The 3,652-nt window shown below is 74.3% G+C and carries 4 protein-coding genes; all 4 read left to right on the forward strand.

Features of this window, described 5'->3' with window-relative positions:
* On the forward strand, positions 1-1,467 hold a 1,467-nt coding region (locus AC2CHG_RS30550; protein WP_484526113.1), incomplete at its 5' end, for a phenylacetate--CoA ligase family protein.
* A 3-nt stretch (positions 1,468-1,470) separates the two neighbouring features.
* Positions 1,471-1,911 carry a hypothetical protein gene (locus tag AC2CHG_RS30555; RefSeq protein ID WP_013285846.1) on the forward strand — a complete coding sequence of 147 codons (441 nt, stop codon included), beginning with the start codon at positions 1,471-1,473 and terminating at the stop codon, positions 1,909-1,911.
* Entirely contained in the window at positions 1,908-2,990 is a 1,083-nt protein-coding gene (locus AC2CHG_RS30560; RefSeq protein ID WP_484526114.1) for a hypothetical protein, read from the forward strand. The genes AC2CHG_RS30555 and AC2CHG_RS30560 overlap by 4 nt, the downstream gene beginning before the upstream one ends.
* Positions 2,991-2,992: 2 nt before the next feature.
* The coding region (locus AC2CHG_RS30565) for a nitroreductase (RefSeq protein ID WP_484526115.1) at positions 2,993-3,652 on the forward strand (660 nt) is incomplete at its 3' end.

Below are 3,652 nucleotides of genomic sequence, written 5' to 3' on the forward strand. Positions count from 1 at the left end.
GCGCTGGCCCGGCTCGTCGCCCACCACCCCGCCGGCTGGCGCTGGCTGGCCCGGCGCCACCACCCGGTCCTGGACCGGCTCGCCGCCGCGAACGCACGGTCGACCTGCGTGCGCGCCGCCCGGCGGGTGCCCGCCTACCAGGCGTTCCTGCGGGCCCGCCCGGGCGGCCCGCGCCGCCGGCTGCGGGACTTCCCGGAGACCGACAAGCGCGGGTACGTGATGGCGTACGACGCCTCGGCCCGCTGCCGGGACGGGCGGATGCCGGAGCGGGGCGTGGTGGTCGACGAGTCGGCCGGATCGTCCGGGCGGCCGTTCAACTGGCCGCGCGGCGAGCGGGAGCTGCGGGCGGTCCACCGCGACATCGCCGGCTACACCGGACTGGCGTTCCCGATGCGCCGCCCGTTCGTCATCAACGCGTACTCGATGGGCGCCTGGGCGACCGGCACCACCACCGGCTCGGCGATGGCCCGGATCGCCACCGTGAAGAACACCGGCCCCGACCTCGGGAAGATCGTCGACACGCTGCGCGAGTTCGGTCCCGGCCACGACTACCTGGTGACCGCGTACCCACCGTTCCTCAAGCACCTGCGGGACCGGCTCGACGCCGAGGACTTCCAGTGGTCGCGGTACCGGATCTTCGCCAGCTGCGGCGGCGAGGGCATGACCGAGGCGCTGCGCGACTACCTGGAACAGCGGTTCGTGCGGGTGCGGTCGGCGTACGGGGCGTCGGACCTGACCATCGGCATCGGCGCGGAGACCCGGTTCACGGTGTGGCTGCGGCGACGGCTGCGCACCGACGCGGGACTGCGCGCGGAACTGCTCGGCCGCGGCGAGCAGCGGCTGCCGATGGTGTTCCAGTACAACCCGTTCGCCACCTACCTGGAGACGAACGAGCGGCGGGAACTGCTCTGCACCGTCACGAGCCCGCACGTGCTCCAGCCGCGGCTGCGCTACAACGTGGGCGACGAGGCGGTGCTGGTGCCGTACCGGCGGATCGTCGAGCTGGCGTACGCCGACCCGGTACGCCGCGCCGAGTTCCGTACCGCGGTGGCCGAGGAGCGGATGACGCTGCCGCTGCTGCTGCTGTTCGGCCGCAGCGACTCCACCGTGTCCTACCTGGGCGCGAACCTCTACCCGCAGGACGTCGAGTACGGCCTGTACACCGGCAACCCGTACGCCGCCGAGATCAACAGGTTCTGCCTGACGCTGCACGAGGACGCGGCGCTGGAGACCCGGCCGGTGATCCACGTCGAGCTGCGCCGCCCGCTGGACACCGCGGCCCGCGCGGCACTCGCCGACGCCTGCCGCGACGGGGTACGCGCGCACCTGACCTCGGTGTCGCGGGACTTCGCGCAGTCCCTGGTGGAGGACCCGACCGCCGGTGACCTGCGGGTCGAGCTGCACGAACCGGACGGCGGCCCGTTCGCCGGCATGCAGAAGATCAAGAATGTCTACCTGGTGAGGTGAACGATGCGTACCCGTGACTTCTCCCGCGCCCCGGCCCAGGCCCGCGCCGGTGCCATGTTCATCGGCGGCACCCGGTACGCGAACCCGCTGGTGCTGCTGCGCCTGGCCCCCGACTGGATCCGGATGGTGCGGGACATGCGCCGGATGTCCGGCTACTGCTGGCACACCGTCTACTGGCAGTTCCCGCTGACGCTCGGCACGATCGCGTTCTTCACCGACCGGGACGCGCTGCTGCGCTTCGCCCGCACGCGGCACCACCGCAAGCTGATGATGTGGCTGACCGACGGGGACCGCAACGCCACCGCCGGGTTCATCCGGCTCTACACCGCCTCCCCGGACGGCTACTCAAACGGCGCGTGGCGGGCCGAGGACGGCGCGATGGGCCACATCGAGCGGTTCACGCCGCTGGGCGCGGAGACGACCGGACCGGCGGTGCGCCGGTGACCGGCCACCGGTTCGAGCGCGTGACCGGCCGGCGCGGCCTGCGCGACTTCCTCGCGCTCACCGATCGGCTGTACGCGGACGAGCCCCGGTACGTGCCGACGCCCCGGCAGCAGATCCGCCGCTGGTGGCGCGACGGCGTGCCGATGTACGTGCTGCGTGACACCACCGGCGCCGTGGCCGGGCGGACCACGCTGCACACCGACGCGGACCTCGACGCGAAGCTGGGCCGCCGGTGCCAGCTGTTCGGGCTCACCGAGTTCACCGCGTCCGCCGCCGGGCCGCTGTTCGACGCGATCACCACGCACGCCACGCCCGGCCGGGACCTGCTGTTCGGGCCGGTGGCGCTGCTGCCCAACCAGGCCGGTGGCGTGATCACCTCCGGGTACGCCGACCGGGGTTTCGTGGACAGCGCGTGGAACCCGCTGTACTACCCGGAGGCGTACGAGGAGAACGGGTTCGCCGGGCGGTTCGTCTCCGACACCTGGATCTGCCCGGTGCCGCCGCCGGCCGGGCCGCCGCCCGCGCTCGGCGTGCAGCCCGACGGCGTGCGGCTGGAGCTGCACCGGGGGAGCACCCGGCGGCTCGACGAGCAGCTCGACCTGCTGCGGGGGATGCTCAACGCCTCCTTCGCCCAGCTCGGCTACTACACGCCGATCTCGGCGGCCCAGCTGCGGCGGCAGACCGACGGGCTGGCGTACCTGCTGGACTCCTCGCTGCTGCTCTACCTGACCCGCGACGGGCGGCCGGTGGCGTTCGTGCTCTGCGTGCCGGACGTCAGCGACTTCCTGGTCGCGGTGCGCGGCGATCTGAACCCGGTCAACCAGCTGCGGCTGCTGGCGACCCGGCGCCGGTACCGGCGGGAGGCGGTGCTGATCGTCAAGGGGGTGGTGCCGCAGTTCCAGGGGCGCGGCTACCAGCGGCTGCTGTCGGAGCACCTGCACCGCAACCTGCACGACGGCGGCTACACGGCGCTGCGCAGCACGTACGTCGGGCGGGACAACCCGGCGTCCGCGGCCCAGTACCGGCGTCTCGGCGGACGCCCGCTGCACGGCTACACGTTCTACGCCAGGGAGCGGTGAGCATGGACCTCGCCGCGTTCCGCGCGCTGGAGCCGCTGTGCTGGCGGGCGCCGAGCGCGCACAACACCCAGCCGTGGCGGCTGCGCTACGAGCGCTGGGCGATCACCGTCGGCTGGGATCCGGCCGACGCCCTGCCCGCGGGCGACCCGAGCGGCCGGGACCTGCGTCTGTCGCTGGGCGCGTTCGTGGAGACCTGCCTGATCGTCGCCGCCGACGCGGGGCTGCGGCTGGACTGGGCCGCCGACCACGACGAGTCCGACCGTCGGGTGGGGCGGCTGCGTCCGGCACGGCAGCCGTACCGGACGCCGTTCCGCACCGCCGACGTGTGGGATCGGCGTACCCACCGGGGCCGGTTCACCGGCGGTCCGGACGCCGACGTGGTCGCCGCCGTGGACGCGGTCGCCCGCCGGGCCGGTGGCGCGGTCCGCGCGGTGCCGGCGGCCGGGCGGCTGCGCGCGCTGCTGCGCACGGCCGACCGGCAGGTGTACGCCGACCCGGCGGTGGTCGCGGAGCTGCGCCGCTGGCTGCGTCTGGACCGGTCGGGCCCGCGCTACCGGGCCGACGGGCTCAGTGACAGGTGCCTCGGGCTGGGCCGGGCCACGGCCACCGGGCTGCGGGCGGCGCTCGCGGCGTACCCGGCGTTGCGCCCGCTGGGGCTGCCC

The organism is Micromonospora sp. ATLC20, assembly GCF_057196585.1.

Bases quoted from the DNA above. Each gene is read 5' to 3' on its own strand.
- AC2CHG_RS30555 (WP_013285846.1), top strand. From the start codon at position 1,471: ATGCGTACCCGTGACTTCTCCCGCGCCCCGGCCCAGGCCCGCGCCGGT.